This is a genomic window from Rugamonas sp. GW822-FHT03B10 (assembly GCF_058801745.1).
On sequence record NZ_JBXANP010000004.1, the window covers coordinates 14444 to 34762 of the forward strand.

General features: G+C 63.1%; 32 protein-coding genes and 2 other RNA genes. 1 reads left to right on the forward strand and 33 read right to left on the reverse strand.

Going from position 1 to position 20319, the window contains the following annotated elements; translation table 11 throughout:
- Window positions 1-45 precede the first annotated feature (45 nt).
- The 24 genes from AC1RQG_RS08025 to AC1RQG_RS08140 all read right to left on the reverse strand — a co-directional run bounded on the left by AC1RQG_RS08025 (window position 46) and on the right by AC1RQG_RS08140 (window position 15600).
- A complete protein-coding gene (locus tag AC1RQG_RS08025; RefSeq protein ID WP_493130077.1) occupies window positions 46-1470 on the reverse strand; it encodes a phage tail sheath C-terminal domain-containing protein in 1425 nt (474 codons plus the stop codon).
- Between the two features lie 2 nt (window positions 1471-1472).
- Window positions 1473-1742 (reverse strand): DUF2635 domain-containing protein, encoded by a 270-nt coding sequence (locus tag AC1RQG_RS08030; RefSeq protein ID WP_493130079.1) that lies wholly within the window; start codon window positions 1740-1742, stop codon window positions 1473-1475.
- A 26-nt stretch (window positions 1743-1768) separates the two neighbouring features.
- Window positions 1769-2329, reverse strand: coding sequence for a phage protein Gp37 (locus AC1RQG_RS08035; RefSeq protein ID WP_493130081.1), 561 nt, complete (start codon window positions 2327-2329; stop codon window positions 1769-1771).
- The gene (locus AC1RQG_RS08040) at window positions 2326-2763 is read right to left on the reverse strand and encodes a gp436 family protein (protein ID WP_493130083.1); all 438 of its coding nucleotides are present in this window, start codon (window positions 2761-2763) and stop codon (window positions 2326-2328) included. The genes AC1RQG_RS08035 and AC1RQG_RS08040 overlap by 4 nt, the downstream gene beginning before the upstream one ends.
- 4 nt (window positions 2764-2767) lie before the next feature.
- Window positions 2768-2989 (reverse strand): hypothetical protein, encoded by a 222-nt coding sequence (locus AC1RQG_RS08045; RefSeq protein ID WP_493130085.1) that lies wholly within the window; start codon window positions 2987-2989, stop codon window positions 2768-2770.
- A 74-nt stretch (window positions 2990-3063) separates the two neighbouring features.
- Window positions 3064-4020 (reverse strand): phage capsid protein, encoded by a 957-nt coding sequence (locus AC1RQG_RS08050; RefSeq protein ID WP_493130086.1) that lies wholly within the window; start codon window positions 4018-4020, stop codon window positions 3064-3066.
- A 62-nt stretch (window positions 4021-4082) separates the two neighbouring features.
- Window positions 4083-4460, reverse strand: coding sequence for a DUF2190 domain-containing protein (locus AC1RQG_RS08055; RefSeq protein ID WP_493130088.1), 378 nt, complete (start codon window positions 4458-4460; stop codon window positions 4083-4085).
- A 31-nt stretch (window positions 4461-4491) separates the two neighbouring features.
- Window positions 4492-5643 carry a peptidase gene (locus AC1RQG_RS08060; protein ID WP_493130089.1) on the reverse strand — a complete coding sequence of 384 codons (1152 nt, stop codon included), beginning with the start codon at window positions 5641-5643 and terminating at the stop codon, window positions 4492-4494.
- 264 nt (window positions 5644-5907) lie between these two features.
- Entirely contained in the window at window positions 5908-6423 is a 516-nt protein-coding gene (locus tag AC1RQG_RS08065; protein ID WP_493130091.1) for a phage virion morphogenesis protein, read from the reverse strand.
- A 107-nt stretch (window positions 6424-6530) separates the two neighbouring features.
- Window positions 6531-7757: a phage head morphogenesis protein gene (locus AC1RQG_RS08070; protein ID WP_493130093.1), complete on the reverse strand. Its 1227-nt coding sequence runs from the start codon at window positions 7755-7757 to the stop codon at window positions 6531-6533.
- On the reverse strand, window positions 7754-9256 hold the full coding sequence (locus AC1RQG_RS08075) for a DUF935 domain-containing protein (protein ID WP_493130095.1): 1503 nt from the start codon (window positions 9254-9256) through the stop codon (window positions 7754-7756). The genes AC1RQG_RS08070 and AC1RQG_RS08075 overlap by 4 nt, the downstream gene beginning before the upstream one ends.
- Before the next feature lie 43 nt (window positions 9257-9299).
- Window positions 9300-10922, reverse strand: coding sequence for a phage terminase large subunit (terL, locus tag AC1RQG_RS08080; protein ID WP_493130097.1), 1623 nt, complete (start codon window positions 10920-10922; stop codon window positions 9300-9302).
- A gap of 3 nt (window positions 10923-10925) precedes the next feature.
- Entirely contained in the window at window positions 10926-11426 is a 501-nt protein-coding gene (locus AC1RQG_RS08085) for a DUF1804 family protein (protein ID WP_493130099.1), read from the reverse strand.
- Window positions 11427-11429: 3 nt separating this feature from the next.
- The gene (locus tag AC1RQG_RS08090) at window positions 11430-11636 is read right to left on the reverse strand and encodes a hypothetical protein (protein ID WP_493130101.1); all 207 of its coding nucleotides are present in this window, start codon (window positions 11634-11636) and stop codon (window positions 11430-11432) included.
- Entirely contained in the window at window positions 11633-11935 is a 303-nt protein-coding gene (locus AC1RQG_RS08095; protein WP_493130103.1) for a hypothetical protein, read from the reverse strand. Before AC1RQG_RS08095 ends, AC1RQG_RS08090 begins: the two co-directional genes overlap by 4 nt.
- On the reverse strand, window positions 11925-12155 hold the full coding sequence (locus AC1RQG_RS08100) for a TraR/DksA C4-type zinc finger protein (RefSeq protein ID WP_493130105.1): 231 nt from the start codon (window positions 12153-12155) through the stop codon (window positions 11925-11927). The genes AC1RQG_RS08095 and AC1RQG_RS08100 overlap by 11 nt, the downstream gene beginning before the upstream one ends.
- The gene (locus AC1RQG_RS08105; protein ID WP_493130107.1) at window positions 12148-12738 is read right to left on the reverse strand and encodes a hypothetical protein; all 591 of its coding nucleotides are present in this window, start codon (window positions 12736-12738) and stop codon (window positions 12148-12150) included. Before AC1RQG_RS08105 ends, AC1RQG_RS08100 begins: the two co-directional genes overlap by 8 nt.
- Window positions 12735-13385 (reverse strand): transglycosylase SLT domain-containing protein, encoded by a 651-nt coding sequence (locus AC1RQG_RS08110; protein ID WP_493130109.1) that lies wholly within the window; start codon window positions 13383-13385, stop codon window positions 12735-12737. Before AC1RQG_RS08110 ends, AC1RQG_RS08105 begins: the two co-directional genes overlap by 4 nt.
- A 1-nt stretch (window position 13386) precedes the next feature.
- Window positions 13387-13821 (reverse strand): putative holin, encoded by a 435-nt coding sequence (locus tag AC1RQG_RS08115; protein WP_493130111.1) that lies wholly within the window; start codon window positions 13819-13821, stop codon window positions 13387-13389.
- A 144-nt stretch (window positions 13822-13965) separates the two neighbouring features.
- Window positions 13966-14379, reverse strand: a complete 414-nt coding sequence (locus AC1RQG_RS08120) for a Mor transcription activator family protein (protein WP_493130112.1) — start codon at window positions 14377-14379, stop codon at window positions 13966-13968.
- Between the two features lie 2 nt (window positions 14380-14381).
- Window positions 14382-14807: a gp16 family protein gene (locus tag AC1RQG_RS08125; protein WP_493130113.1), complete on the reverse strand. Its 426-nt coding sequence runs from the start codon at window positions 14805-14807 to the stop codon at window positions 14382-14384.
- Window positions 14795-15046 carry a hypothetical protein gene (locus AC1RQG_RS08130; RefSeq protein ID WP_493130114.1) on the reverse strand — a complete coding sequence of 84 codons (252 nt, stop codon included), beginning with the start codon at window positions 15044-15046 and terminating at the stop codon, window positions 14795-14797. Before AC1RQG_RS08130 ends, AC1RQG_RS08125 begins: the two co-directional genes overlap by 13 nt.
- Before the next feature lie 10 nt (window positions 15047-15056).
- Window positions 15057-15524 carry a hypothetical protein gene (locus AC1RQG_RS08135; RefSeq protein WP_493130116.1) on the reverse strand — a complete coding sequence of 156 codons (468 nt, stop codon included), beginning with the start codon at window positions 15522-15524 and terminating at the stop codon, window positions 15057-15059.
- 7 nt (window positions 15525-15531) lie between these two features.
- Window positions 15532-15600, reverse strand: an RNA gene (locus AC1RQG_RS08140) — hammerhead ribozyme type II.
- A 61-nt stretch (window positions 15601-15661) separates the two neighbouring features.
- Between AC1RQG_RS08140 and AC1RQG_RS08145 the strand changes: the two genes are divergently transcribed.
- On the forward strand, window positions 15662-15949 hold the full coding sequence (locus AC1RQG_RS08145) for a hypothetical protein (protein WP_493130118.1): 288 nt from the start codon (window positions 15662-15664) through the stop codon (window positions 15947-15949).
- A 53-nt stretch (window positions 15950-16002) separates the two neighbouring features.
- Here the strand turns inward: AC1RQG_RS08145 and AC1RQG_RS08150 are convergent.
- The 9 genes from AC1RQG_RS08150 to AC1RQG_RS08190 all read right to left on the reverse strand — a co-directional run bounded on the left by AC1RQG_RS08150 (window position 16003) and on the right by AC1RQG_RS08190 (window position 20316).
- Window positions 16003-16076: hammerhead ribozyme type II (locus tag AC1RQG_RS08150), an RNA gene on the reverse strand.
- Window positions 16076-16402, reverse strand: coding sequence for a hypothetical protein (locus AC1RQG_RS08155; RefSeq protein ID WP_493130120.1), 327 nt, complete (start codon window positions 16400-16402; stop codon window positions 16076-16078). Before AC1RQG_RS08155 ends, AC1RQG_RS08150 begins: the two co-directional genes overlap by 1 nt.
- Window positions 16403-17020 carry a DUF3164 family protein gene (locus tag AC1RQG_RS08160; RefSeq protein ID WP_493130122.1) on the reverse strand — a complete coding sequence of 206 codons (618 nt, stop codon included), beginning with the start codon at window positions 17018-17020 and terminating at the stop codon, window positions 16403-16405.
- Window positions 17021-17048: 28 nt separating this feature from the next.
- Window positions 17049-17870, reverse strand: a complete 822-nt coding sequence (locus AC1RQG_RS08165; RefSeq protein ID WP_493130124.1) for a DUF3310 domain-containing protein — start codon at window positions 17868-17870, stop codon at window positions 17049-17051.
- Window positions 17871-17902: 32 nt separating this feature from the next.
- On the reverse strand, window positions 17903-18169 hold the full coding sequence (locus tag AC1RQG_RS08170; protein ID WP_493130126.1) for a hypothetical protein: 267 nt from the start codon (window positions 18167-18169) through the stop codon (window positions 17903-17905).
- The gene (locus AC1RQG_RS08175; RefSeq protein ID WP_493130128.1) at window positions 18166-18390 is read right to left on the reverse strand and encodes a hypothetical protein; all 225 of its coding nucleotides are present in this window, start codon (window positions 18388-18390) and stop codon (window positions 18166-18168) included. The genes AC1RQG_RS08170 and AC1RQG_RS08175 overlap by 4 nt, the downstream gene beginning before the upstream one ends.
- A gap of 15 nt (window positions 18391-18405) precedes the next feature.
- Window positions 18406-18912, reverse strand: coding sequence for a MarR family transcriptional regulator (locus AC1RQG_RS08180; protein ID WP_493130130.1), 507 nt, complete (start codon window positions 18910-18912; stop codon window positions 18406-18408).
- The gene (locus AC1RQG_RS08185) at window positions 18899-19537 is read right to left on the reverse strand and encodes a hypothetical protein (protein ID WP_493130132.1); all 639 of its coding nucleotides are present in this window, start codon (window positions 19535-19537) and stop codon (window positions 18899-18901) included. Before AC1RQG_RS08185 ends, AC1RQG_RS08180 begins: the two co-directional genes overlap by 14 nt.
- Before the next feature lie 2 nt (window positions 19538-19539).
- Complete coding sequence (locus AC1RQG_RS08190) at window positions 19540-20316, reverse strand: AAA family ATPase (RefSeq protein WP_493130134.1); 777 nt, start codon at window positions 20314-20316, stop codon at window positions 19540-19542.
- Between the last annotated feature and the right edge of the window lie 3 nt (window positions 20317-20319).

A 20319-nucleotide genomic window follows, 5' to 3' on the forward strand; every position in this document is an offset into this window, starting at 1 on the left:
AAGTGCTCCTATTGTGATTGAGACGGTTTCTACTTGCGCCAGGCGTTACAGGATCAGGTCGATCCGGCCGCCAAAGACGTGCAGGCCGTTGACGACGTCCGTCGGGATCTTGGCGTCCAGGCGATTCGGGTCTTGCGTATCGCGCTCCACGATCAGGCCGGACTTCCACAGGTCGACGTTCTCCAGGATTTCCAGCTCCTCCAGCTGGAGCATCACCGCCAGCAGTTCGGAGCGCACCTTGTCCGGCGTGCGGGCCGACAGCTTGTCGCGCGGGAAGCGAAGGGCGATGCGGTCGCGCATGGCTTTGCGGGTGTAGTCCAGGGTACGGATCGTGGTGATGTCGAGCAGCGAGATGTCCGGCACGCCGTTGGCGTCGAGCGTGTAGGTGGTCACCGCGCGTACAACCTGCACCTTATCGCCTGGGCCGACCTCGAAGGGGGTCACGCCGTTGGCCAGCGCGCTTTCCTGCTCGGCACGCGACAGGCGGTTGGCCAGCGGGATGATGCCGATGCCGCCCAGGGCCAGCGTATTGAGCGGACGCGCAGGATCTTCCTCGGACGCCATGAGCGCGGCATACGCCGCCGCCACCTCGAACGGCAGCGACAGGGTCGAAGGGACCAGACCCAGCAAGATCCGGCCGCTGTTGATGCTCGGCGCCAGGGTCGTCGCCTGTGCCAGCGTGCCGGTGTGGCCAGCGGTCGCGGTGGCGCCGCGCTGCTCCAGCGCGCCGGACACGCTGTCCAGGTGCGTGCGCAGCGCCTGCAGGTTGGTGACGTCGTTAAACGCCGAGGCGATGATGGTATGGCCGGCAGTGAAGACAATGGCCAGCGTTGCCGCGATGGTCGGATCGGTGGCGCCATTGGCCATGGCGACGACCGCAGCGGCGATGCCGGCGGCGCCGGTGGCCACCACCGAGGTCTTGATCTGGTTGCCCAGGGTGCCCTTATTCTTGGCGGTCAGCGTGACCACCCCGACCGCTGCAGCGGCCGTGACCGGCAGGTCGGGCCGGGCCGTGACGGCGGCGACGATGGCCGCCGCCACAATGGTGGGCGTGTCGGCGACGGCGACGGCTACGTTGACGACATCGTTGCCGATGGCGACGGCCAGCGTGCCTGGCGAGGTGGCAGCGCCGGTAATGGTGATGGTGCCAGTCGCGGCGACGGCGCCGCCGGCATCGTCCACGGCGATTGCCTGGACCGACATGCCCGGATAGGTACTGATGGCGGCCGAGGCCATCATGTGCAACTGGGAGCCGTAGCCGAAGTATTTGCCGGCGTCGGCATCGTTGAAAACATCGGTCAGCACGCCGGCCAGCACCTGGCCAGTGGCGGTACGTTGGCCGATCAGCAGCACCTTCTGGCTGTTCGCCGACAGGGTGCGGACCGCCAGGGCAGTGTTAAATTCAAAGTACTTGCCAGGCTTGCGGATGGAAGCCGGAATGGTGGAGAACGAAACGTTAGGGCTGGACATGCTTAGGCTCCCGTGGTGTTGGTGGAGGCGCCTTTCGGCGCTTTCTTACCGGCTGGTGCTGCGGCCGGATCGGTGTCGGAATCTTCCGCCAGCGGCGTTTCTGCAGGCGCGACCGGATCAGGCTGCTGCACCAGGTCGCCGTCCGCCAGGCGCCGCTGGTAGTAGGCGGAATCGGGCACCGCGACCGACTCGGCGTCATTGATGTAGGTGCGCGGCTTGTCTTCCATCGGAACGGTCAGGCCGGGGGCGGCTTGTACTTGCAACATCTTCATTGGTCCTCCTTGGTGAATGTGAATCGTCAGCCTTGCAGCGTGACCAGGTCGCTGGCGTCGGGATTGTCGTCGCCAGGCTTGAGGTTGTAGTTCAGGCCGACCCGCAGGAAGTCGACCTCATCGTCCGTCGGCTTGGTCACGACGTACTTGGTGTGCCATTCCTGAGCGAAGACGGCCAGGCCGTTGCTGCGCAGCCTGGTGTTGTAGAGCGTGCGCACCGCGCCGGGACGCAAGTAGTCGATCGCCAGTCCGAGATCCTGCATCAGTAGCAGGCTCTCAACGTCCTGCAGGATGGTATAGACGCCGACTTCGCCGGCAGGCCCGTCGTGCCGCGTCGTCCGCTCGCTGCGAACGCTGCGTGCGCCGCACATCACCGCGAAGGTTGCCGACTTCAGGAAGCGGTTCTCGCCTGCCTGTACCGGCTTTCCCGCGCCGGCAAACGTCACCCACACGGCGGGCAGGACGCGCACCACGTCGAACGTGTCATCGTCGAACTGTCCGCCGTAGCTCTCCACCGAGCGCAGATAGCGCATGCCGGCCGCCGTCTTGATCCGGTCGATGATGGCGGTCTCGATGTCTGCGATCATTCGTATCCACTCATGGAGTCGCAGGTGACGCGGCGCCGGCCGGCGCTGGTGCGCACGACCGGGCCGTTCTCTGCGGCGGCGCCGACAGTGCCGCCGGCCACGTCGATGCCCAGGCTCAAATCGCCTCGGCCGACCAGCGTTAAATACTTGATCGCCTGGTGATAGCGGTTCTGAATGTCGTCGGTGCAGGTCACATCCGTGCCGGTGAGGCGATAGCGCGCAATGTCGCAGGCGTAGCCGACCAGGAGTGCCGGTACAACGGCGAACGGCAAGGTGTAGCGCCCGGCCAGGTAGCCGCTGATCTCGGCGTCGGCGGCCGTCAGCGCCTGCTGCAGGACCACGTTATCAATCGCCCCCGTGAGGTCGCGGTCGGTGATCGCGACAACTTCGCGGGCGCCGAAGCGCGTGACCATGTCGGAGCTGGTGGCGAACATTGCGTCAGGCCGTGGTGGTGTCGCCGTCGTCGGCAATGGCGCCGACCTTCAACAGCGGGGCGGCGGTTTCGTCGTCCAGGTCAATCGGCTCGCCAGGCTCGTACAGCTGCTGGTCGTGGTTGACCGCATTGACAACGGTATAGGTTTTAACGCCGGACGATGCGTCGTTGTCCAGGTTCGCTGCGGCGTTGCTGTTGGTGCTGGGGGTGCCTTTTTTCGTGGCCATGATCGGTTCCAGTGCTGTAGTTGGTGTGACCCAACCTGGACTGTCCAGGCTGGGAACGGTGTTCCGGGCTACCGTTACGGGATGATGTTCTGGAAGAAGTAGCCCACGTCCGGCGCGCAGATCACTTCCTTGACCGACTCGCCGCAGCGGATGCGCACACCGCCGCGCAGGCCGCTTTTCGGCTCCGGGATGTCGCCGGCGATGCGGGTGCCGAATTGCGCGGTGAAGCCGTAGGTCGGTTGGCCGGTCATGGCCGCTTCGGTGTTGGAGTAGATCAGCGCGGCATGCTTGCCCCAGGTGCGGTTGTAGGCGGCTGGCTGGCCTTTGCGCGCCGTGTTCACGAATGCCGAGCCGATGCAGATTTCTTCCAGCTCCAGCAGTTCGGCCAGCTGCTCGCGCGAGATCGTACCGGCGCTCTGCTGCGACTTGTAGACGGCCTGCACGACCTTCGGGTGCTGGCGCAGCGCGGTCCAGCCGGCGCGGCCGATGACCAGCTTGTTGGGACGTACCAGCGGGGTATCCAGCGCGGCCAGCAGCGCGTTCAGCGGGTTGCTGTTGACGTAGTCGCTCCACTGCGAGGTGCCTGCCAGGGTCTGCTGCTGGCCGGCCAGGTAGTTGGCTGCGTTAAATACCGTGTTGGCCACGCGCACTTCGCGGTCCAGCAGGATCAGGTTCGACAGCAGCATGGTGCTGATCTGTTTCGGATCAATCGGGCCGCCCGATGCCGGCTTGGGCATTTCATCGAACGCCTGGATCTCGCTGTTCGGGATCAGGTCGTCCAGGCCGTAGTCGGCGCATTCGTCGGGTACGGGCGTGCCGCCGAAGTCCACCATGTTCGGCTCGGATTTGCGGCCGACCTTGGTTTGCGGCACGGTGTAGCCCTGGGTGGCGTCGTACTTGGTATAGGTGAACTTCATCCCGGTCGGGACACGCGGCAGCACCGCGTCGGCGATCAGCGAGTCCGCCTTGTTGGTATAGGCAATCGAAATTGCGGACAAGGTCGGGTTGATAGGAAATGCAGTGGTGGACATGAAGTCTCCTGGTAAAAAGCGTTAAAGAATCGTCTTCAATCGGTGCTGGGAGCGGCGCGGCCTTAGCCCTGGATCTGGCCGATGGACTGCATGAAGCGGATGATGTCGCCGGCAGCGGTCGCGGTTTCGAGGGTGCGCCCGGCGACGGAGGCGTTCACGCCTGCGGCCGGCGCCGCGACGATGGCGCGGCCGACGGCGTCCGAGGTGATGAACGAGCCGCGCGGGATGGCGGCGCCGGCCTCGACGTAGGCGACCTCGGCCAACTGGACGTCGCAGCGCTCATTGATGGCCGGGCCGATGTCCATGGTGGTGCCAATGATGAAGTCGGTGGACGCCGTGGCCACGGTGATGCGGTCGTCGGCGCTGCCCGGCTTGACCAGGCGGAAGGGAGGGATGGCCACGTCGGCGACGTAGTTCTTGGCCAGCTGCATGTTCGACATATATATGTGCTCCTGTGGATAAGTAAGGGGGTCAGGTGCGTGCGGTGACGCGGCTGACGGCTTCGGCGATGCTGATGGTGCGGCCGGCGCGCTGCTCGCTCTCCTGGAACTCGGTGGCCCGGGAGGCGATCACGCTCGGGTCTTCCAGATCCTTGCCGCCGGTACGGTCACGACCCAGTTCGCCGAACTCGACGATCTTCGGCTGGGCGGACAGCAGGGCTTTCACGGCGTCGACCATGGGCAACTGGCACGCCTTGCCGTCTTCCGAGAAGTCGATGCGGGAGTCCGAGCCGGCGCCGGTGATCGCAGCCAAGCCGTTCAGTACCGACGCGGCGTTGTCCTTCTGGGCCGGATGCAGCTTGCCGGCGGTTACCAGCTGCTCGCAGAACGAGGCGTTGGCTTGTTCCAGCTGGGCCTGCTCATGCTTGGCCAGCGCCGCTTCGCGCTTTGCGATGTCGTCCTGCGATGCCTTCAGTTGGGCGTTTTCCGCCTGCAAGGCGTCGATTTGCTCTTTCGTCAGAGACATGGGTGCTCCTGTGGTTGGTTGGGTGGTGGGGTCGGAAAATGCCGGCGCAGCGGTCTGCTCGGCGGTGTCGGATTCGGAGACTTCCTCGGCGGCGCGCTGCAACTGGTCGATCTGCCAGTTCGGGATCAGCTGGTCAGCCTTGTCGGCGCCGTCCTTGCCGATCACGTATTCGCGCAGGGAACGGAACATGCCGGCCAGGGACTGCCAGGCATAGCTCTGCTCGCTGAACTCGAACGACACGACCTTCTCATCGGCCTCGTTGAACTCGGGCGAGCGCAGCCCTTTGACTGCGGGCGGCTGCGCGCCCAGGAAGCCGACATGGCGCAGGTAATAGACACCCGGCACGGGATTGCTTGGCGAGTCGGGGGCGTAGAAGCTGGCCGAAATCTTCTTGAAGCGGCCGGCGCCGACCAGTTCGGCGAAGGCCGGGTCGATCTGCTGCGGTTCGGCATTCAAGGCGCCATCGGCGAACGACAGCGCCTTGACCCAGCCGTATGCGGGCAGATCGTGACGGGGATGCCCGACCACGATAGGCGCCTCATGCACAGCCGGGTCATACGCCGCGACAGTGGCCGCGACGTCCGATTCGGAGAAGTTGTGGGCATCGCCGCTGGCGGCGATGTGCTGGCCGGGTTTGAATATTTGGATAGGTTTCATGACGCCCATTGTGGGCATCGCGACCTATATAGATAAGGCGGATCAGGTTCGGGGGGAGTGTTCCTGGTGCGCTTTTTAGTCTAGCCGAGATGGGCTTTCGGTGGCAAGGAGGATGTCGCGTCGCCAGTGCGGCGCCAGCTTTGCATTCCGCTTCGATTTGGACCGCGTTAAACCCCCGTTAAGAACGGCGACGCGAAATTTTTGGTAGACAGGCATGGGGACGGGGCAAAAAAGGCTCTCCGGGCCGCACAGCTTTTTGCGCTCCTACCCCTGGATCAGGGAACTCAGGAAAGCGCTGACATCGGCCTCGATTGAGGTCGCAGCTTCAGGCTGCAGTTCGCCGTTGTGGTCGATGGGTAGGAACGGCCGCGCCGGTATTTTCGATCCTGGGTGGTTCACCTTCTTGACGACCCGCCCGTTGAAGGCGAGCGCCTGCTTGTTCTTCGGTAGGATCACATGCGGGCGGGTCTGGCCGCCCAGCTGGTGGATCGCGGCATAGACCACGTTGGTGCCGATGGTGACGCTGCTGTCTGTATGCGTGGCGGCGATGGAGTCGCGCAGCCGGCCGCTGTCCTGCAGGATCATTCCGCCTTTGCGGCGCTCGGACGGGTTTGTCAGGCCCAGCCAGCCTGGCCGGCCTTGCGCGAGGAAATTCTGCGCAGTGACGCTGGTCAGCGTGGCGCCGACCGTTGCCATCAATTCAGCAGGCCGCGTCAACCTTGCAATCGCATCGGCCAACAACGTTTCCGCCTGGCGGGAATCCACTTTGATGTCTAGCATACTGAATTGTCCTATAATTAGTTACGCCAGCCGTCGGAATCCTTCCGAACCCTTCCGCGCATGCGGTTGATGAGGTCTAGCGGGGGGGGATCCCCCGCGACTGGCCCCTATCTCAATCGCTTCAGCCGACTCCGTACTTCCCGATTGGCCTTGCTGTCGTCAGTCCTGAACAGTGTTAAAAAAAAGTTTTCCATGCCGTCCTGGGTTCGCTTTAACGCGGCCCTGTACAGCACGCCGTCGCGCGCCAGGTATACCAGACGCGCATCGCCTTGTTGGTAGACCTCGCCCTGGTCGAGGATGTCCGGGATCTTCTGGTAGTCCTCCAGCGTGACCTCCGGGTGCTTGTCGACGTGGGCGGCCAGCGATGCCGGCGACAGGTACACGGTCTGGGTCTTGGTGCCAATGGCCAGCATGTCCTGGGGCCGCAGCACCCCTACCGGGAAGTTCTCAGCGGACTGGCCGGCGAAGAAGCGCTCGAACGCCGGACCTTTTAACGCCCCACGTACATATTGCCGCGCCACCTGGTAGTTATATTTGTCCAGCTGCGGCTGGTAGGCCGCGAGCGCCACATTGCTATTCCAGCCCGGATCGGTACGGAAAGATCGCTCCATGCCTGGCAGACGCAGCTGCGTGACGGTGGCCGTGCCGGCGGCCGGGTTCCGGGTGGACACCGGCACCTCGACCTGACTGCTATGCCCCTTCGAGTAGGACACGGTATAGCCCTGGGCCTTCAGGTCGGCCGGCGACAGGTTGATGACCGTGCAGCGGCAGCGGAAACCGTTGGGAGGCCAGATCGTCTGCCAGATCGGATCATCATGGCGGAAAACCCGGCCATGAAGCGAACGGTGCGCCGGGCGCGTGCGACTGTCCAGGATGGCCGTATACATCCAGTACGGGTGCGACGCCGTCGTGCGGGCGAATTGCTGGTATTTGCCGGCCATGTAGGCGGTGCGCACGTTGGTGTCGAATATGAGCTGCAGACGCCGGGGCGAGCCGTACTGGATCGGGCGGGTCGAGTTCGGGTACATGGCCGTGATTTCGCCTGTGGTCGGGTCCACGGCCTTGCCCCACCATCCCTTTTGCTGCAGCAGCGGCGTCAGCCGCTCCTGGAACTGCCTGATCGTGGTACCGTCCGCCACCGCCGCCACCATGGCGTCGTGAATGTCCTGCAGCACGTCCAGCTTTTGGCAGTTGGCCACCGTGAAGGTACGCGCGTGCGCCTCCTGCCATACCTCCTGCCAGCCGCCGCTGGTCTGCAATCCCTTCGCCTGCAGGAACGAAATGGCGCGCTCGGGAGGCAGGCTGAAGGCGACGCGCAAGTCGGCAGACTTCATTTGGCGGTGCCCTCGGGCGCATCTGCTGCCTCACCCAGCACCTGGGAGACGAACTCGGCCTGGCCAAGCAGCTCGGTCAGCTTGTCGGTGTCCATCATCGGGTAGGCTTCGGCGATGACGTTAAAGGCGTCCTCGAACGAACTGGACTTGTTTAACGCTTCGATCAGTGGGCGCAGCAGCGTTTCCGCCAGCGACTGCAGCTTGCCGCTGCCATCGGCGATGGTCGTCGTCAGCGCCCCCTCAAGGGCGATCTGGCCGGCCAGGCGCTGCAGGTCGCTCTCCGCGAATTCCGCGTCCTTACTGGCCGGTAGCAAAATGCCCTCCATGGGCTTTTCGGCCACCGGAACGGCCTCCCATTCGCCGCCGTAGGTTTCATGCACGTACTTGAGCGTCGGCCGATAACCGATGTCAAAGATGTTCTTGTCGCGCTCCGACTTCGCCTTCAGGTCGGCAGGCTCCTCGACGATGCGTGAGATCCGGGGCACGCCCGCGCCCGGCATGTTCAGCTCGACCAGCCACTTGGCCAGGGTCGCGTTGAGCGTGTCCGACAGCAGATCCGCGTCGGCCTTGACCAGCTCGATCCGCACTTCCTTCTTGGTGATGGCAGCCGCCGCCAGTGCGCCACCCGCCTTGCCGCCGCCGCTGTCGCCCAGCACGATCTCCTCGATCTGTTCGTCCATGTAGCGCGCCATGCGCTCATAGGCGTCGCTGCTACCAGAGCGCGCGGCTTCCAGGAAGGCGACCGCCATGTTTTCCGGGATCGCGATGGCCGTATCTTGGGCGATGGACTCCAGCGCCTCCATCAGGGCGTCGATATCGGCGGCCGGTGCACCGGAAGGATGCTTGCCCACGGCGGTCGGGCTGGCGAACTTGTCCAGGAACACCATCCAGCTGGAGATGTTCTGGCGCTTGAAGAACGCTGGCCAGAACAACCTGGTGCCCAGGCCCAGGCCGAACGGGCTACCATCCTTGCCGCCGTAGCTGTGGACGATGAACTTGCGGTCGGGCAGCGCTTCGCCGATCATGAGATTTTCCCAGGTGAGCATGCGCAGCTTGTAATCGAGGTCGAAGGTGAAGCGGCGGGCGTTGCGCGGAATGACGCGGCCGATCACATACTCGGCGCCGTCCAGCGCCCAGATGATCTCGCCAACCGAGAAGCCCTTCAGGATGGCGTCCAGGGCGTTAAGCGTGACGGTGTCGAAATTGATGCGCGCCAGGTTGCGCTTGACCATGTCGGCCGCCGCCACATCGCGCGCGCCACTGCTGGCCGGGTCCACCTGCCATGGGCGGCCGATCACGGCCAGCTTGCGCTTCTGCATCGACGAGAACACCTTGGCGTCGCGTTCGATCTCGTCGTAGATCTTCAGGCCCTTGTTGCCGCCGCGCTGCAGCAGCGTGTCGTCCGTCTGCCGAAGAACGGAAGTGAAGAAGGGGTGGGTGATATCGCGCTGTACGGTGGCGATGACACTGGTGAGGGCTTGCTTGTCGGGTGTGCTCATTGTGGTTCCTGTGGGGGTTTAACGCTGGCTGGCGCGCCAGGCGTTAGCCGTTGACATAGTCGGACATGGATGAGCCGGCGCGGCGCCGGCCGCTCGACCGGTGCTCGAATCCGCCCAGGCGCGACACGAAGGCCATCCAGAGCATGTGCAGCGCGTCCGGGCCATCGTCATGGTCGGCCTTGGGGAAGTGGCGCAGCTGCTCGATGAGCGTGTTCTGCGAGCTGTGGACGCGGATCAGGCCATTGGCCATGTGCGGCTGCAGCGACTCGATGCGCAACAGCTTGTCGGCGTGCGGCGTCACCGCCACGGCCGGTACGGGGATGCCGCGCGCGGCGCTGCGTTTGATCAGCTCGGTGCGTAGGAACTCCTGGAACTGCACCGTTTCGATCACCCAGGTCAGGCAGTTGTACTCCTGCTGCAGCGCAATCACGTCCTCGATGATGCGATCCGGCAGGCGCTTGGCGATCCTGGCCTCGACCACATCCAGTACCCCCGTGACGCGGTTGCCGCCGCCGATGAGGATGGCGGACGGGTCACGCGACGCGCCGGCCTTTCCCAGGGAGGGATCGCAGGCGCCATAGAAGACCCATTCGTCCAGGCGGTTGACCCAGAACTGGATGCAGTTGGCGAACGGGGCGTCCTCGCCGCTGACGGGGTCGTTCTGCTGTTCGGAGTCGAACGCGGCTTTGCCGTCGCGGGCACGCTTGACCATCAGCTTGTAGAGGGTCGTTCCGCCTGGCCAGCAGATTTTTGCGCCTTCGTCCATGTCCCGCTTTTTCGCCTGGTAGAACGCCTGGGCGACTTCCTCGCCGTCGTTCAGCAGCATTTCGGTCCAGCGGTCCCACAGGTCCATCCTGGATGGCCACTGCTCGATGGCGCGGAACTTGATGCCGCGCCAGAGCTTGTTTGAGATGAGCCGGGACAGAACCGAGTCGTAGTGCAGGATCGTGCCGATGATGAACACGTCCAGGCTGTCGTCGGCGTAGCCTAGCGACAGCAGGCTCTTTAACACCCACGTCATCAGCTTGTCGCGCTGCTCAGGACTGCGCACGTTCTCGTCGTTTTCCAGGTCATCGCCGATGACCAGGTCGGGCCGGTACGGGCCATGGCGTCGACCGCGGATCTTCTTGCCCGAGCCGAACACCTCGACCTTGACGTCGTTGGCAGTGACGATCACGCCGACCTGCCATACGCGTCCCTGGCCCGTCGCCTCCGGGAAGTCCAGCAGCAGGCGGGGATTGAACTCCAGCTCGGCCTTGATGGCTTCGAGCATGGGCAGCGCCTGGTCGAGCGCGTCCATGACGATCAGCGGGTACTTCTTACGGCCGGTGACGATGCACCACAGCGTGCCGATCTGCGTGATGATGGTCGACTTGGCATGGCCACGCGGCGCGGCGACGGCGTCGTGATCGCCGATGTCGTTGTCCACCACGGCCTGGAAGCGGTCGAACAAGTAGTCGTGGACCGTCGCGGGATCGTGCTTGATGTAGTGCGGGAAATAGGTTTGCGCGAAGCTGCGGAACGAGGCGAAGGCCGCTTTGCGACGCACCTGGATCTGGCTCGGGTCCGGATCGAAGCCGTCGCACTCGGCCTCGATGGCCATGCGCATGCCGCTGGCCAGCGCCGCCAGTTCGGCGAGAAAGTCCTTTTTTGTCAGCTTGGCCATGGCTTATCCGTATGACTTGGCCAGCTCGTCGCCGAATGGCTCCAGCAGCTCGGCGAACGCGCTGGCGTGCTGCGGGTAGCGCTGGCGCACGAAGCTGGCCAGCTTTTGCACCACGTCCATGGCGGTGGCCAGCTCCGAGGTTTCGGGCAGGATGCGCTTGGAGGCCGCGACGGTCTTGTTAAAGGCATCGGCCAGGCTGGCGAGCAGTTGCACTTTAACGCCGGGGTTGAGATCGGCGCTGCGGGTAATTTCGTCCATGCTGGACTGGTATTGCGTGACCAGACCGGCCAGCATTTGCCGGCCGATGTCCTCGATGCTGCCACCGGCCATCAGCTGGGCGGCCTGGGCCTTCTCCCAGTCGTCGCCGACTTGGGCGGCTTGCGCTTTCCAGCGGCTGGCAGTGCCATACGACACGCCGCACTTTAACGCCGCCACCTCCAGGGACAGGCGGTCGAAGACGTAGGCGCGGCGGACCTTGTCGCGTACTTCCGGTGGATGCGCCATGCGTTACAGGCCCAGCTTGATCTTGGCGGCCATCACACCAACGGCCGCGATGGCGCCGGACAGGCCGCCTGCCGCAGCACCGTACATGACGGCCTGCTTTTTAACGTCTGCCAGCTGGGCGTCGATACCGTCCACCTTCTGGTCGATCTTGCGCAGCAGGCGCAGCTCCTCGCTGACTTCCTGGTTGGCGTTGTTCTGGGATGCGGTCATGGCTTATCGGCTTTCGTATCAAGTTTGTCGTAAATGCGGTCTACCTTGCGGTTCAGTTCGTGCATGACCTCCATCATCTCCAGTCGGCCATTGCTTATGTCCGACTTCGGCGCGAAGTCGCGCGTGCACTGAAGCTGGTAAGCGTGGAACTCGTCGGCCAGTTCCTTGTGGGACTTCTTGGCGCTGTCCAGATCGGTCTGCAGGCGGGTGATCCACAAGCGTATGAAGAAGCCCAGGCACAGCACCCCGATGCTGAACACGCCAGCGATGATCTGGGCGCCAGCGAGGTCAACGCTCATAGAAAGCCTTCTCGCGCTGCGTCTGGCACTCGACGCAGAACTGGCACCCTGGCATGGCCTGGCGGCGCTTGAGCGGGATTGGCTCGTCGCAGTCGGCGCATTCCACGGCACTATCGGCTGCCGTCAATTTGGCCAGGCCGGCACGATTGCGCTGCGCTGCCAGCGCCACCGCACGGTCTTGCTCTTCCTGCTCGGATGCACGGTCGAAAATGTCAGTCATCTTGTTTAACGGTAGGGGTTGGGGATGGCGCCGGCAGAGGCGCGAACCAATCGATCAGGTTTTGGAGGCGCTGGCGGCAGACGCCGTACTGCTCCTTGGCGACGATTGCCCAGCCGGCGACGTCGGCGTCGGTGGCGGCTTCTTCTTCGCCGTCGACGTCGGGATCGGTGGAAGCGGCGGCATCGGCTGACGCAGATCCGACGACGGTTGCGGGCAGGCCGCCAGGTGCGCTTCCTGCATCGGCGTTGAGCAGGCGGACAGCAGCAGCGGTAAGGCAAGCACGGCCAGTGGTAAGCGGTTTAACAGCACGGCGTTTCTCCTCGGAGAGTTGATGGAGTTGATCCTCGGTGTCGTGGAGCTTGCGCTCCAGCTGGTCAGAGCGCGCGGCAGCGACCTGGAGCCGGGACAAGGCGGCCGCGTCCGTTGCGGCGTGTGCCTGGGCGGTTGCCACCTGCAGGCTGCTCAGGTCGTCCTTGACGTTGTCGCGCTTCCAGCTTTCAAACGCACCACCGGCCAGCAGGCCAACTAGGAAGATCGCGGCGCAGAGGATGGCCTCGGCAACACGGCCAGGTGTATCGGTCATACGCCCTCCTGGACAACGCGCCGCCCCCAGCCGCTGTAGATCGGCTGCAGCTGGATCAGGATGCGTTTGGGATAGCCGAGGTTTTCGGCGCAGTGCATTGCCGCACGGCTGGCCCGACCGCAGGCCGCGTCGATGTCCACGCGGCGCGTCGACCCGGCGAGCGCCGCCTCGCGTTGCCAATGCCCCAGGCCACCGTTAAACGAACGGTCGGCGGCCCACAGGCGGTCGAACTCGCTGGCGCCGTGGACGCGGTCGTAGAGCCAGCGGTCGTAGCCGACCAGGGCGCGCATCGACCACACCGGGTTGCTGGGCTGGCAGTCTGCCGCCGAAAGAGCGTTGAGGTTGCACCACCAGGTAGCCGTGGCCGGCATGAACTGCCCCATGCCGCGCGCGCCGACCTTGGAGACTGCATTGGGATTCCAGCCGCTCTCCTGGTGGATCTGCGCCGCGAAGGCAGGGATCGGTGCGTCCAGGCCCCATACGGCATGCGCGGCGCGGGTCAGGTCGCCACGATATGCCAGTGCGGCGCGAGAAGGTGCCACCACTTCGGCGGCAGATGCTGGCAACGGAACCGCCATGCACAAAGTCAGGGCGCATGCCAGGCTGGCCAGCGCCGCCTTCATCCAATGCGAAGTGTGGCGGCGCATATTAGGCTCCCAGGCCCACGGCGATCATTGCGGCGGCCACAATCAGCGCGCGGCGGACCATCGAGACAGCAAACAGCATATCGTTTGGCGGCTCTGGATGATCGTCGAAAACCAGCGGCGTCTCGCTCGACGACATGGCGGTCGATTCGCTGCCCAGGAAGGAATCCGGCCGGGCGTAAGGGAACAGGCTACGGTCGAGCCAGTAACCGACCACGCCGGCAATGGCGATCAGGCTGATCTTGTAGATGCTGACCGGCAGCTGCTGCGGCGCCAGCTGGTAGATCACCGCGCACAGTGCGATGGCGATCAGCCACCATTCAATCATGCGTGGGGTTTTGCTCGACAGCCAGGTGCGAGCAGCTTTGACTGCGGTGGAGAAGCGCCAGGCGGCGCCGATGATGAACAGCAGGACCAACAACCAGAGGATGAATTTCATGACGCTCCTTGCGTGTGTGTAAAGGTGGAAACGAGTCGGGAGGAAACGTTGCCAGCTTACGCACGCGCGCGGAGTTGATTAAGGGGGTACGGGTTCGGGGGGAACCTTGGAAAGCAAAACGCCCCGAACGGGGCGAGGTGGGAATTAGAACAATGCGGCCTGGCGGTCTTCCTGCGATGCGCCGCATTCCGCAAGTATCTTCTGGATTGCGCGCTCTGTCATCAGATATTCTAAGGCCAATTGGCGCAGGGTTTTACCTTTAACGAATTTTTCGGCGATGTCGCGGTTACGCACCACGCGCAGCGCGCCGGCCGCGCGCGGGATGTCAAAGTGGTCCATCCCGCCAAACTCGGCTGCCAACTTGAGCGCCAGCTCGAAACCGATCATCTTGGCCAGGATATGGTCTGGCGTCATATTGACCGGCACATAGAGACGCACGCCGCCGTAGTTGCGCACCAGGAGCAGCGTCGCCTGCAGGCCGACGATGCCGGCGATCTGGCGCAGCTGCTGCGGCAAGTCTTCCAGCCGGACTTGTTCGGCGTGCAGTTCGATCTTCATGGCTACTCCCTTCCGTGGCGCCGCGCGTCGTAAGTCAATGCGGCGATGATTTTTAACAGGTCGGCCGGCTCGCACCAGTCGATCCGTTCGATGTTGCAGATGCGCTTGGCCATCGCGTCGGCGTAGGCCCAAGGCCGGCCGGCGGTGGCCAACTGCGCCTCGATCTTGCTGATGTAGCGCTGGCGCGGCGCCGCGACGGCGGGCTTGGCCCGGCCCGCCGTCTTGGCGACCACCTTGAAGCCGATCTTCTTGAAATGGTCGATCAGCGCTTTGCGGCCGGCGCCGTTCAGCTGGGCCGAGCTGGTCTTGCCCGTGACGGCGAGCAGGATGCTGCGGTAGTCGTCGTCTTCCAGCGCCAGAGCTTTCTTGGCCACGTGGATCATCGCCAGTTCGCTCTTGCGCGCTGCATCTGTCTTTACTGCTGGCATGGCTGTCCCTTCCGACCGTTGGGGTAGCGCCGCTCCATGTAGCAGGCCCGGCACGTGTTGTCGATGCCGTCACCGCCTTGTCTGGCGAAGAAGAACTCGGAGTCGGCCGGCCAGTAGTCGTTACAGCCGGAGCAGCGTTTGTACAGCTCGCCTTCCTGATACTGATACTTGCCGGTGACCAGTCCGGTGACCATCAGCATGGCCGATGGCGCAGCTGGTTTGTATTGAGCGCTCGTCATGGAGCCGAACTCAGGCAGTCAACGCAGGGTCTGCTTCGCTAGCCGCGCTGGCCGCGCGGATCGCCGCCGCCTCGTCCTTGTCAGCGACCGCGACCGAGTCACACACCTTGCAGAGGTGATTGATGGCTGCACGGCCAGAACTCCAGTCGGGCAAGTACACGGTGACCGAGCCGCTGAAGTATTCATGCTTGGCGACGTACCGCTTGCCGAGTTCCTTTTCAAGCTGCTTGCGTTTGGTCGGGCTGACATTGGGCCGCACAGACTTGCGCAGGAACTTGGCCTCAGGTGCCGGATCTTTTCCCCGGCACCAGGTGCCCTTAAAAAATCCGTTCACGTAGGTAGTCACCCGGTAGGAGAGCGCCTTGTAGCACTCCACTCGCAGCGACACCAGATTGCCGTCGCACATGAGATCGACGCTGCCCCATGGCCCGGACAACTTGCTGGCCAGTTCGTCCTTTTGCTCTTTGCTTAATTTCATTTTTTCCTCTCGGCTGCTCATCAGTACCAGGCAACCACGCCTGGCAGACCGCCCCGTTGTGGGGCCGGTTTCGCATTGGTCCGTCAGGCGACGGCACGTAGTATCATTTGGCGTTAAATTCTTCGAACAAACTAAAAATGGATAAGACGGAAGATTCGTTATTGATGCTTGAGGCTAAGATTCGGCTACTACAAGACCAATCAGATGCACAGACCCTTGTGATTGCTTGGCTGTTGCGCCGACTGGATAGAACCGCACCGCATAATAAGGACCGGCCTAGCCGCCGTTTCCTTCAGGACCAGATCCAGGCGATTTCCGACGATCCGAAATACGCTGAATATGTTGCCGAACTCGAAGCTCTCGCTGAGCATTACGACGGTTTCGTTGCTCATCCAGATATGTCACATCCAAATAAGTCGGAGTGACTTCCGGGCTTACGTTTGATTGTTCTTTACGTCGCTTTTTCATATCGTTTTTCTCCTGGCTGCTCATCAGTGCCAGGCAACCACGCCTGGCATACTGGATCACCTACTCCGTGATCCAGTTTCGCTTTAGGAATTAGTGAGCGCGTTTTCAACGCCCGAGAGTGCGGCTGCGATACCCTCATCACTACCGACCGCATAGTGGTTCGCCGACCGGCCGCAGAATGGGCAGTAGCTGGCGATGCATGGCATCTCCTTGCCCTTGGCGCTGCTGAAGCCCTTTCCCGTACCACGGACGACAAACGGGATGTTGATGGTGCTGCGCAGACCCATGTCTTCGGTCATTTGCATGCCAGTTGCCTGGCACTCGACACGGATGTTGTCGCCGGCTTTAGCCACGATGAACGGCGCAGCCGCCAAGTTGGCTTCGATTTTTTTAATGCAGTCGCAATTCATTTAATCCCCCGCCATGTCGAGGGTGATAGGACGGTACTTTCCGGACTCGCCGACCCGCTCGTAAATCCTGACGTAGCTCTTGCTGCCGGCCACCTGCAGGGCGTCGCCGATGGCGGTCATGGCGCTTTGCCATTCTTCGTCCTGGATCGGCAGGCGGCGCAGGCCGAGGACACGGCCGGTATTGATGTTGCCGGACTTGTCGACCTGGAAGGCGTCGTTGATCAGTACCTTGATTTCCGGCGTCGATCCCTCGCTCCAGCGCTGCAGGCACGCATCGATTAACGCCTTGGCCGCCTGCAGGCGTTCGTCGAAGACCAGCGTCTCCTGGATGGCGCGGATGACCTTGTAGTGACCGTCGTAGGACACCAGGCTGACGTTACCTTTCTCACCGCCGATCTTGACGTCGTACTCCTCGGCGGACATGGACACGAAGGCGGCGATATCGGCAAAGAAACTGGTCTTCGCTGCCGAGATCTGCTCGGCCAGCGCGTTGGCCTTGGCGACGATCTCCAGCACCAGGGAGTCGCGCGCTAGGTCAATTGGGCGGATCATCGACAGCGGCACCAGGCGGCCCTGGGCATCCTTCTTGTATTCTTCGGTTGGGGTTGCAGTGTTCATGAATTCTCTTTCGGCGGTAGTTGATGGATTAGGCTGCTTGTGCGGCGGACGACTCGGCCAACCAGGTGGCGTATACGCAGCCCTTCTTGTAGTCCTGGGCACCGCCCTTGTGCTCGGCGCGCAGCATGTACTTGATGACGTTTCCCTTCAGGAAGCCACGGAACTCCTCGGGCGTCAGCTTCGCGCGGAGGACGTCGATCACCTCGATGCCGCCCGAGGTGTAGTGGGCTGGCGAATGGACTGGATCGCCGGCCGATACCGACGCCGTTTCGTCGGCCGGCGCAGTTTCCGCCGGCTTGTCGGTGGCGCGCGTTTGCGTCCCCGTCGATGCGGCGGATCGGTCCGGGATGCAGTACACGTCGTCGATACGGACCACCTTGCCGCTTTTGATTTGCGGCTTGAGGTACTGCTCGATGGAGTACTTTTTAACGAGGCCCATCACGTTCATCAATGTTGCCCGGTCAGTGGGACCGTTCAGCACCAGGTAGTCCATAGCGATGGTCGACTTGCTGCGGCCCGCACTCGCATGGATTTTGGGCGCGGCCGGCGCCGTGGGAGCAGCGGCGACTGGCGCCGTGTGCGCGTGTGCCAGAGCTTCCGATTTAACGGTGACCACCGGTTCCTGCTTGTCCGCGCCCTGCTGGACAACGCCAGCCCAGCTGTAGGTCTTCGTTGGAAGACCGTTTGCTCCCGTGCCGTCGTCGGCCTGAATCACATCTTCGCGCACTGCCTGCGCCAGGATGCTCTCGACGATATCCATGTCGAGGTCGATCAGGTCGCTGATCTGCACGCTGCGAATGCCAGGCCGCTGCTTCACCAGCTCCAGCACTTTGTTTTTGTAGTTGCTCATGTTGACGCCTTTCGATGTGGGTTTAACTGTGATTAATGCGTGGCAGCCGGTGCTGGCGCCGCGACCTTGACCTGAACACGTGCGGCGATGAACTCGTCCATCAATCCCGCCAGCTCGGCGCCGCCGTTCAGATGCGCCACAGTCAGCTTGCTGAGCCATTGCGCCATGTCGCAGACGGTTTCCTCCATCGCCTTGCGCTCGGCCAGAGCGCCGCTAAGCGCAACCTCCATCAGCTCGTAGGTCGGCTGCTGTCCGGCCTCCAGCGCGGTGACCAGGTCCTGCTTCCAATTGCTGCTCATACGATCTCCTTATTAATTTGACGAAGTGCTGATTCCAGGGCTGCTTTCCGGATGGCGATGTATTGGCCGCGCTGGAAATACAGGTCCTGCGCGGCATGGCGGCCGTAGTCCACCGCCAGCATGAATTCCGCGACGGCGCGGCGGCGTTGTACTTCCAGACGGCGCAGCTGCCAGCGGACCACTGCGGCGCGCGCTTTCAAAAAAGTTTGACTAATATTCATCACGCCTCCTGTGCGTTAAACGTTAATGGCTGCCGCAGGTTGAGATTCGGTGGCGATCTGCGGTGCGCCGACCTCGGGAAGCGGCAGGGTGACCTTGTCGATGATGCCGGCCTGCTGCACAGGTTCGACAGGCTTTGAAATCACGATGGGCTGAGCCTGGGCCGGCGCCGCTGCTGGAACAGGCCGGGGCTTGTGGCTGCATTGCTGGCAGGCCTGCCAGTGCATCATCTGGAGCGGGTTATGGGTCGGTGCAGCGCACAGGGCATGTTCGCGGCAGTAGGCCGTGCCCACGTTGGTTCCGTTGTATGGGCATGGCAGCTGCTCGTAGGCGCGCCGGAATTCACGCTCGAAATTAACGGTGCTTGCCTTTCCCTTGCCGTACTCCCCCAGGCCGTTCATCACGGCCGACAAGGTAGACCGGCTGACGTCCATCTTTTCAGCCACGCGGGTCTTGTTGCTGGCGTTGACTTCGCGCTCCAGCGCCTTGAACCAATCCGATTCCATGTACTTACAAAACTTCATCTTCCGCTCCCTTTTCTTCAATCCACACCACACGGTTCCAATTCGGGTCATACACCTGCTTGGTGCGCTGGATCATCGGCGCCCTGGGGCCGCTCTCCATCTCGCGCTTTAGGCGGTAGCGGGCCAGCGCGGCACGTTTCCCATACACCGCCGGTTGCTCGCAGTCCAGGTAGCCGGCCGATGCCAACATCAGGACGTAGGTCTTGGCGGTCAGTTCCGGTACCACCTGGTTGGTGGTGCTGGCGAACGAGGCCAGCTCGCGGTAGTTGAAGGTCTGCCCCTTTAACACCCGCCGCAACGTGCCCCACATCGCCTCGTTGATGCCGCCCTGGACGATGACCTCGCCGGTCTTGGTGACGCGCGGCGCTTCAACGCCGTTGTCGCGCACCAGGCTGTAAGTGAAGCGCTGGCAGATACGGCCGACTGGTTCCTTGCCCACTACCACGACAAACCCCGCTTTACAGAGGGCCTTGACGTAGTCTTGGGCAATGCTGTCCGACACCTTCGCCGCGTGGGCGAGCTGTGCCTGGGTGAACCCTTCGCGAATCTTGCGGATCGCTTCCCATACCCGTTGGCGTGGCGGCTTGCCGCCTCGCATTTCCTGCTCGATAGGCTTTCTCGACATGCTCAGATTTTCCTTTTTGGGTGGGTGGCGGAAGGCAACGCGATCTTCTGCAGGGCGGCGAGGCTGATGCTGTCCATGCCCTGCGTTAAACAGGTTTCGTGGATCACGTTCAGGCACTTGGCCACCGACGAGATCGACCCCTTGGCGAAGGCCGTCAGCGCGCTCAGCGCGGCCGGCTCAAAGTCGATGCCAGGGCTGTAGATCGGTGCCAGCTTGGCCGTATCGTCGACCGTGGCATCCGCTGCCTCGGCCCAGGCTGAGACGCGGCGATACAGCTGCTTGAAGTCGGGGCGCGAGAGTTCGCTCGGCAGCTTCTCCTCGCCGACCAGCAGAATCGGGCATTGGGTGCTGTCGAAGATGGCGCGGGTGATCTGCGCCAGCACCGGGCGTTCGATGGCGCGGTTGAATTCATCCAGGATCAGCGTGCGGCGCGACGCGGCCAGCTGGCTGGTCACCATGTCGAACAAGTCCGGGATCGTGCAGCTCTTGTCGTGGTCGACCTTCATCTCGTCCAGGATCTTCTGGAGGAAGGTTTTCTTGGTCCACACCGGCTGCATCTGCACGAAGTAGGCGCGGGTCTCCATGGCCAGCACGTTGCTGGAGAAAGTCTTGCCCCAGCCCGATGGGCCATACAGCACGCCGATGCCGTCCATACCGACGCGGCGGTTGCTCAGCTGGTCGAGGGTGGTGGCGACCAGGTCAAACGTGGCTATGGCCGCGACGCCGCCCTTGGGGCGCGCCGGATTGGCCAGCTTGTCTTTTATCGAGAGGTTGCTCATAGT

What these genes read in the sequence shown, in the direction of transcription:
- AC1RQG_RS08025 (WP_493130077.1), bottom strand. Translation starts at nt 1,470, where the DNA reads ATGTCCAGCCCTAACGTTTCGTTCTCCACCATTCCGGCTTCCATCCGC.
- AC1RQG_RS08030 (WP_493130079.1), bottom strand. Translation starts at nt 1,742, where the DNA reads ATGAAGATGTTGCAAGTACAAGCCGCCCCCGGCCTGACCGTTCCGATG.
- AC1RQG_RS08035 (WP_493130081.1), bottom strand. Translation starts at nt 2,329, where the DNA reads ATGATCGCAGACATCGAGACCGCCATCATCGACCGGATCAAGACGGCG.
- AC1RQG_RS08040 (WP_493130083.1), bottom strand. Translation starts at nt 2,763, where the DNA reads ATGTTCGCCACCAGCTCCGACATGGTCACGCGCTTCGGCGCCCGCGAA.
- AC1RQG_RS08045 (WP_493130085.1), bottom strand. Translation starts at nt 2,989, where the DNA reads ATGGCCACGAAAAAAGGCACCCCCAGCACCAACAGCAACGCCGCAGCG.
- AC1RQG_RS08050 (WP_493130086.1), bottom strand. Translation starts at nt 4,020, where the DNA reads ATGTCCACCACTGCATTTCCTATCAACCCGACCTTGTCCGCAATTTCG.
- AC1RQG_RS08055 (WP_493130088.1), bottom strand. Translation starts at nt 4,460, where the DNA reads ATGTCGAACATGCAGCTGGCCAAGAACTACGTCGCCGACGTGGCCATC.
- AC1RQG_RS08060 (WP_493130089.1), bottom strand. Translation starts at nt 5,643, where the DNA reads ATGAAACCTATCCAAATATTCAAACCCGGCCAGCACATCGCCGCCAGC.
- AC1RQG_RS08065 (WP_493130091.1), bottom strand. Translation starts at nt 6,423, where the DNA reads ATGCTAGACATCAAAGTGGATTCCCGCCAGGCGGAAACGTTGTTGGCC.
- AC1RQG_RS08070 (WP_493130093.1), bottom strand. Translation starts at nt 7,757, where the DNA reads ATGAAGTCTGCCGACTTGCGCGTCGCCTTCAGCCTGCCTCCCGAGCGC.
- AC1RQG_RS08075 (WP_493130095.1), bottom strand. Translation starts at nt 9,256, where the DNA reads ATGAGCACACCCGACAAGCAAGCCCTCACCAGTGTCATCGCCACCGTA.
- terL (WP_493130097.1), bottom strand. Translation starts at nt 10,922, where the DNA reads ATGGCCAAGCTGACAAAAAAGGACTTTCTCGCCGAACTGGCGGCGCTG.
- AC1RQG_RS08085 (WP_493130099.1), bottom strand. Translation starts at nt 11,426, where the DNA reads ATGGCGCATCCACCGGAAGTACGCGACAAGGTCCGCCGCGCCTACGTC.
- AC1RQG_RS08090 (WP_493130101.1), bottom strand. Translation starts at nt 11,636, where the DNA reads ATGACCGCATCCCAGAACAACGCCAACCAGGAAGTCAGCGAGGAGCTG.
- AC1RQG_RS08095 (WP_493130103.1), bottom strand. Translation starts at nt 11,935, where the DNA reads ATGAGCGTTGACCTCGCTGGCGCCCAGATCATCGCTGGCGTGTTCAGC.
- AC1RQG_RS08100 (WP_493130105.1), bottom strand. Translation starts at nt 12,155, where the DNA reads ATGACTGACATTTTCGACCGTGCATCCGAGCAGGAAGAGCAAGACCGT.
- AC1RQG_RS08105 (WP_493130107.1), bottom strand. Translation starts at nt 12,738, where the DNA reads ATGACCGATACACCTGGCCGTGTTGCCGAGGCCATCCTCTGCGCCGCG.
- AC1RQG_RS08110 (WP_493130109.1), bottom strand. Translation starts at nt 13,385, where the DNA reads ATGCGCCGCCACACTTCGCATTGGATGAAGGCGGCGCTGGCCAGCCTG.
- AC1RQG_RS08115 (WP_493130111.1), bottom strand. Translation starts at nt 13,821, where the DNA reads ATGAAATTCATCCTCTGGTTGTTGGTCCTGCTGTTCATCATCGGCGCC.
- AC1RQG_RS08120 (WP_493130112.1), bottom strand. Translation starts at nt 14,379, where the DNA reads ATGAAGATCGAACTGCACGCCGAACAAGTCCGGCTGGAAGACTTGCCG.
- AC1RQG_RS08125 (WP_493130113.1), bottom strand. Translation starts at nt 14,807, where the DNA reads ATGCCAGCAGTAAAGACAGATGCAGCGCGCAAGAGCGAACTGGCGATG.
- AC1RQG_RS08130 (WP_493130114.1), bottom strand. Translation starts at nt 15,046, where the DNA reads ATGACGAGCGCTCAATACAAACCAGCTGCGCCATCGGCCATGCTGATG.
- AC1RQG_RS08135 (WP_493130116.1), bottom strand. Translation starts at nt 15,524, where the DNA reads ATGAAATTAAGCAAAGAGCAAAAGGACGAACTGGCCAGCAAGTTGTCC.
- AC1RQG_RS08145 (WP_493130118.1), top strand. Translation starts at nt 15,662, where the DNA reads ATGGATAAGACGGAAGATTCGTTATTGATGCTTGAGGCTAAGATTCGG.
- AC1RQG_RS08155 (WP_493130120.1), bottom strand. Translation starts at nt 16,402, where the DNA reads ATGAATTGCGACTGCATTAAAAAAATCGAAGCCAACTTGGCGGCTGCG.
- AC1RQG_RS08160 (WP_493130122.1), bottom strand. Translation starts at nt 17,020, where the DNA reads ATGAACACTGCAACCCCAACCGAAGAATACAAGAAGGATGCCCAGGGC.
- AC1RQG_RS08165 (WP_493130124.1), bottom strand. Translation starts at nt 17,870, where the DNA reads ATGAGCAACTACAAAAACAAAGTGCTGGAGCTGGTGAAGCAGCGGCCT.
- AC1RQG_RS08170 (WP_493130126.1), bottom strand. Translation starts at nt 18,169, where the DNA reads ATGAGCAGCAATTGGAAGCAGGACCTGGTCACCGCGCTGGAGGCCGGA.
- AC1RQG_RS08175 (WP_493130128.1), bottom strand. Translation starts at nt 18,390, where the DNA reads ATGAATATTAGTCAAACTTTTTTGAAAGCGCGCGCCGCAGTGGTCCGC.
- AC1RQG_RS08180 (WP_493130130.1), bottom strand. Translation starts at nt 18,912, where the DNA reads ATGAAGTTTTGTAAGTACATGGAATCGGATTGGTTCAAGGCGCTGGAG.
- AC1RQG_RS08185 (WP_493130132.1), bottom strand. Translation starts at nt 19,537, where the DNA reads ATGTCGAGAAAGCCTATCGAGCAGGAAATGCGAGGCGGCAAGCCGCCA.
- AC1RQG_RS08190 (WP_493130134.1), bottom strand. Translation starts at nt 20,316, where the DNA reads ATGAGCAACCTCTCGATAAAAGACAAGCTGGCCAATCCGGCGCGCCCC.